At 69.7% G+C, this 5807-nt stretch carries 6 protein-coding genes; 3 read left to right on the top strand and 3 right to left on the bottom strand.

Translation table 11 applies throughout. From position 1 onward, the window contains the following. Together DSP71_RS22740 and DSP71_RS13250 are read right to left on the bottom strand one after the other, a co-directional pair. The coding region (locus tag DSP71_RS22740) for an iron chelate uptake ABC transporter family permease subunit (protein ID WP_220151120.1) at positions 1 to 493 on the bottom strand (493 nt) is incomplete at its 3' end. Beyond that, a complete protein-coding gene (locus DSP71_RS13250; protein ID WP_218867271.1) occupies positions 490 to 1590 on the bottom strand; it encodes an iron ABC transporter permease in 1101 nt (366 codons plus the stop codon). The genes DSP71_RS13250 and DSP71_RS22740, both read right to left, overlap by 4 nt. Before the next feature lie 96 nt (positions 1591 to 1686). Here DSP71_RS13250 and DSP71_RS13255 point away from each other — a divergent pair, with 96 nt between their 5' ends. Both DSP71_RS13255 and DSP71_RS13260 read left to right on the top strand, forming a co-directional pair. Continuing rightward, the gene (locus tag DSP71_RS13255) at positions 1687 to 2634 is read left to right on the top strand and encodes an AraC family transcriptional regulator (RefSeq protein WP_113681312.1); all 948 of its coding nucleotides are present in this window, start codon (positions 1687 to 1689) and stop codon (positions 2632 to 2634) included. Positions 2635 to 2670: 36 nt separating this feature from the next. After that, positions 2671 to 3588: a DUF808 domain-containing protein gene (locus tag DSP71_RS13260; RefSeq protein ID WP_113681313.1), complete on the top strand. Its 918-nt coding sequence runs from the start codon at positions 2671 to 2673 to the stop codon at positions 3586 to 3588. Positions 3589 to 3719: 131 nt separating this feature from the next. Here the strand turns inward: DSP71_RS13260 and DSP71_RS13265 are convergent, their stop codons facing one another. Further along, entirely contained in the window at positions 3720 to 5069 is a 1350-nt protein-coding gene (locus tag DSP71_RS13265) for an HNH endonuclease signature motif containing protein (protein ID WP_113681314.1), read from the bottom strand. Positions 5070 to 5150: 81 nt separating this feature from the next. Here DSP71_RS13265 and DSP71_RS13270 point away from each other — a divergent pair. Then, the coding region (locus DSP71_RS13270; RefSeq protein ID WP_181800735.1) for a hypothetical protein at positions 5151 to 5807 on the top strand (657 nt) is incomplete at its 3' end.

The raw sequence follows: 5807 nt of genomic DNA on the forward strand, positions 1-5807 counted from the left end.
CCAGCACGGCGAGGACGGCCCCGACGACAGCCCCGCCCTGGACGGCGATGCCGGTCCCGCCGAGCCCCACCAGCACAGCGACCGCCCCGGCACTCGCCCCGCTGGAGACGCCGATGATGTCGGGCGTGGCCAGCACGTTGCCGATGAGACGCTGGTACACGACACCCGCCATGCCGAACAGCGCGCCGACGAGCACGGCGGTGAGCGCGCGGGGCAGCCGGGACTCCCACACCACGAGTCGACCGACGACCGTTCCCTCGCCGAAGAGCGCATCGAGCACCGCACCGGGCGAGAGCTCCGCACTCCCGCCGACCAGGAGCTCGACCGAGAAGGCGGCGAAGACTATGACGACGAGAGCCGCGAAGACTGCGGAGACCCGAAGCCACGTGCGCCGTCGCACATCCCTCAGAAGCCCGACGACGGCGCCTTCCGCCTCCTTCGGGCGTCGGACGTGCATGCCGACCGTGGATGCCACGGTGCCGGTCCCGCTCATGCCTCGACCAGCTTCCTGGTGCGCGCCAGAACGACGAAGACCGGTGTGCCGACCACGGCGGTCATGATGCCGACGGCGATCTCCCCGTTGCCGGGAGTGATGCGCCCCGCAACGTCGGCTGCCAGCAGCACAGCGGCCCCGCAGACCATGCCGAACGGGACGAGCAGCCGTTGATCGGCGCCGACGATGAGACGCCCGAGGTGTGCTCCGATCAGACCGATGAAGCCGATCGGTCCCGCCGCGGCGACGGCGGCGGCGCAGAGCAGGACGGCCACGAACGCCACCCCCAGCTGCGCTCGACGCACGCGGACGCCGAGGGCAGCTGCCGTCGACTCGCCCAGTGCGAGGGCGTTCAGCGTGGCGCCGCAGAGGAGGGCGAGGACGATCCCGGCGACGGCGAAGGGCCAGAGCTCCGGAATGGTCTCCCCGCGCCCAGCGAGCTGCCCCACCGACCAGAACCGGTAGCGCGAGAATGCCGTGTTGTCCCGGACGATCAGGAGGTTGATCACGGCGGCGAGCATCGCGGCGGTCGCCGCTCCCGCCACCACCAGGCTCATCGCCGTGGACGCTGCACGGGAGAGCCGCGAGATCGAGAAGACCAGGGCAGCGGCGATCCCCGCGCCTGCGAGGGCGAACCAGAACGTCGCACCCACGCCGGTGAGGCCCATCAGCACGATCCCCGCCACGACCGCGCACGCCGCACCCATCTCGACGCCGAGGATGCCCCCGTCGACCAGTGGGTTGCGGGTGAGCCCCTGCATGAGCACGCCGGCGCCGCCGAGGCAGGCCCCGACGAAGAGGCCGAGGATGGTCCTCGGCAGTCGCTCGGTGATCACGACCGTGGCCTCGAAGTCGCCGTCCGGGGTACCGCGCAAAGCAGCGGCCAGCGCTCGGACCACGACATCGGGGGCGATGTCCCGGGCCCCGATAGCGAGCGAGAGCAGCGCGGCGACCGCGAGGAAGAGGAGGAGTGCGGTGAGACCGATCAGCCTCCGGCGCATGCTCGAGCGGACCGGTCCGAGGACGGCACGAGGGTCCGTGGCGATCTCCTCAGCGACCTTCCGCTCAGAGGCATCCGCCGTCTGGGTCGTACTCACCTCGTGCCCTGCTCCCCTCAATCCCGATCGCGATCTCCCGCGATGGCCGAGGTTAGGCTAACCTAACTATTTCCCACTCAGCGTTCCAGGAGTCCCATGTTCCGTTCACGTCCCCCCATCCCCGAAGAGGCCCGTGTCGATGCCCCGGAGGACATAGGGACCGGAAGCGAGAGAGGTAACGAGGAGGGTCCGGACGACGAGGACTTCGCCCCCTGGGGTCATGGGAGGCACCGCCACGACGATGACCAGTTCATCGTCGCGTTGAGCGGCAGTGCCGTGATCGAGGTGGATGGCGAGCCGTTCACGGTCGACCAGACCGAGGGGATCTGGATCCCGGCCGGTGTGCCGCATTCCGCGCGGTTCCATCCCGGGTTCGCACCGTTCGTGCACCGCACGGGCGCTCCCACCGGCGTCGTCTCCGCACCGTGCGCTGTCGCCGTATCCGTGGAGCTGCGCAACCGGCTGCTGGCGACCGCGATCTCCGGAGCGGACGCCTCTCCCCTGCTGTGCGCCGCACTGCGCAGGAGCAGTCGACGTCGTTCGGTCCGCGGAGTGGGGGATCCTGCTCACGTCGACGCGGTCGCCGTTTCGCCGGTTGGTGCGCCCGCTCCGCGGAGAAGCGATGCCGCTGCGGAGCGGGCACGCATGCGGTCGGAGGTCGCCCGCATCGCGCACGCGGAGCTGCGCGGCCCCCTGACCTCCGCAATCGGCGCCGCACTCCGCGCCGATCCTGCGGATGATCGCACTCTGGATGGATGGGCGCGACGCCTGCACACCAGCACGACGAGCATCCGTCGCGCCTTCGTGACGGAGCTCGGCACGAGTTACACGACGTGGCGCACAGCGGTCCGCCTCGAAGCGGCCGCTGCGCTTCTGCGTCGGGGATACCCGGTGGCGAATGCCGCCAGGGCCGTCGGGCTCACCCACAACGGTCTGCTCGCCGCGTTCCATCGTGGCTACGGCTGCCGGCCGAGCGCGATGAGACGGCATCAGACCCGCGACATGAAGCCGTCTGGCGCGGGCGGGGCACCTCGAAGTCGGTAGTGTGATCATCCGGCACTTCACGAGGGGAACCCACGCATGTCCGTTGGACTTCTGGCCGTCGTCGACGACATCCTGAGCGCCGCGATGAAGGCGTCGGCGAAGGCGGCGGGCGTCGTGATCGACGATGCCGCGGTGACCCCGCAGTACGTGCAGGGACTCACTCCGGCGAGGGAGCTGCCCGTCGTCGGCAAGATCGCCCTGGGCTCGCTGGCGAACAAGTTCCTGATCATCATCCCGGTGGCGTTGCTGCTCACCGCGTTCGCGCCGTGGGTGCTGCCTTATCTGCTGATCCTCGGTGGGGCCTACCTCTGCTTCGAGGGCGCGGAGAAGGTGCTGGAGTGGTTCGGCGTGCAGCACGGCCACGCCGACGAGGGCGCGCGCGACGAGAGGAAGCTCGTGCTGGGCGCCGTGCGCACCGACCTGATCCTCTCCACCGAGATCATGCTCATCTCGCTCGCGAGTCTCGAGAAGGGGCTCGACATCTGGGCGACGCTGGCCATCCTCGCCGTGATCGCCCTCCTCATGACGGGCGTCGTCTACGGTGCGGTCGCGCTGCTCGTGAAGATCGACGACATCGGCCTGAAGATGGCGAAGAATCCGGTGCAGCGCGTGCGCCACACCGGCACCAGGATCGTGCGCTCGATGCCGGCGGTGTTTCGCTTCATCAGTATCCTCGGCACGGTCGCGATGCTCTGGGTCGGCGGCCACCTGGTGCTCGTGAACCTGGGCGAGGTGGGGCTGCACTTCACCACCGACCTGCTGCACGGGATCGAGCACGCCCTGGAGCCGGCCGGCGGATTCGTGGTCTGGCTGGTCGAGACGCTCGTGTCGGCGATCGCGGGCCTCGCACTGGGACTGCTGATCGTCGTGATCGTGCTCGGCATCGCGCGGCTCTTCGGCAAGACGCCCAGCTTCCACGAGGGCGAGACCTCCCCCGCCGACGTGCACGTCTGATTCCGAGTCGGCCGTCTCGCGACTATCCGCCGTGCGGGGGATGCGACGTGCCGCTCTCGAGCCGCACCCTCGTCCTAGTCGAACCCGCACGCCCGCGCCTCACTCCACGCACACACCCGCGCGGCACGCAGTCACGCTGCGATGTCGTAGCGCGCTCGACCCCCGAGTCTCGGTCTGCGTTCCGGATCGACGTTGGGCGGTGGGATGAGCCACACCCGTGCCGCGACCCCGACCCCCTCGATCCTGATCTCCCAGTCGTTGTCGTGGATGCGGTGGTGACAGCTCTCGCAGAGCAGCACCCCGTTGTCGAGGTCGGTCGGCCCGGCATCCCGCTGCCACCAACGCAGGTGATGCGCCCTGGTCAGCTGCGGCGCGAGCCCGCACATCACACAGCCGCCGTCACGCTCCACCAGCGCGAGCCGCTGAGCACGGGTGAACAGCCGCTTCTCACGACCCCAGTCGAGGATCTCGCCTCCACCTCCGAGCACGACGGGGATGATGCCGCCGCCCGCCGCCATCCGACGACAGGCGGCGATGCTGACGGGCTCGCCGAGGCCGTCGACCGTCGCGAACCCGGTGCCGCCGGTCAGGTCGTCGAGCCCCACCCGCACGACGACCGTCGCTCCGGACACGGGGAGACCGCCGTTGTCGCATCCGCTCGCGTGTGCGCAGATCTCGACGAACGCATCGGCCTGGAGCATCGCGACCGTGCGTCGATCGGCATCGGGCGCCTCGGGATCGAGCACGTGCGCCCTGGCCTGGAACGTCGCAGTGACGTAGGCCTGGATCGCCGCTTTCACCGGCGCGCCGGAGGCGACATCGGTCTGCAGCGTCAGGTGCAGCGACCCGTCGCGCTCGAACATCGTCAGGGAGCGCCGTGAACGAGCCTCGTCTTCGCGCGGAGCCACACCGTCGGGATCGAGCCAGGCCTCGGCGTGCACGACCAGCTTGCGCACGTCGTCGAGCGACAGCTCCGCGGCGCGTTCGACGAGCAGTCGCTCGGCCTCGATGATCCGCTCCAGACCGACCTTCAGGCGGGCCCGATCGAGCAGGGTCACGATCGACGCTGCTGCTGCGGCGCTCAGCGCGCCCGCGCCGATCGCCTGTTGCACCGCGGGATAACGCGGCGGCAGCGGTTCGCCCAGGAGGTTCGCCCGGGGAGCCGTAGCCTCCCCCACCTTCACCAGGCGCACCGCATCTCCCGTCGATCCGCCGGTCGTCGCCGCGATCATGGTCGCAGGGCTGCGGAACCCCTGCTCCTTCGCCAGGCTCGCCGCTCCCAGCTCGGGGCGCGACTCCCGCGCGATGCTCGCCGCGATCTCGGCGTGGATGCCGTCGAGTCGACGCTGCACCAGCCCCATCGTGCGATGCGCCTCGAGCAGCTGTGCTCTGGTCAGCTCGGCCGCGTTCGACGCATCCGCCCACACGTCTTCGAGGCACTCCACGGCCTCGAGGAGGGGGCTCAGATGCGGGTTCGTCATGCTCTCAGTTTAGAACATATCTTCGATATATTGGAGGGGTGTGGATAAGTCGATGCGCCGCCGTGCCGTAGTCTCATCGCCATGTCCGCCACCTCGCCGTCGCCGAAGTCCCGCAGCACGAAGCGCGACGCCGACCGCTGGTTCCGCGAGCAGGGGCTTCCGACCTTCGTGCCGTTGCGGCGCTGGTTCACCGACCTCCCCCGTCGCGTCGCCCCCCTCATCGCCTGGGTCGCGGTGGCCGCCTACCTCTTCCAGGACGGGATCGAGGTCGTGTTCGACTTCGCCCTCGACGACGACTCGATCGGGTGGGAGCTCCTGATCGTCCCCCTCGCCCTCACGATCTTCCTGCTGGCGGTGGGCCTCGCCTGGGCCGCCTACTTCCTCGTCCGAGGCCTGCTGCGGCGTCTCCCTGCGGGGATCGGCACGGCGGTCGCCCTCGTCCTGATCGCCGTCAGCCTCGCCTTCACGATCGTCTACGACTACAGCACCCACCCGAATTCAACCGTGGGGCCGGTCCTCCGCACGGCGCTCGTGCTCGCCCTCTGCATCCTGGTGACCGGCATGGGCGGCGGTGCCATGATCTCCTGGGCCTCGCGCCTGGCGGTGCGCAATGCGTCGGCGATCGGGCACATGGCGTCGATCGCGCTGCCCGTGATCCTCATGCTGGTGGTTTTCTCGTTCTTCTCTGCCGAGGTCTGGCAGATGGCCTCCGCGCTGTCATGGGGATCGATCGCCCTC

It is taken from the genome of Microbacterium sp. H6 (assembly GCF_003314775.1).
Classification (GTDB): domain Bacteria; phylum Actinomycetota; class Actinomycetes; order Actinomycetales; family Microbacteriaceae; genus Microbacterium; species Microbacterium oxydans.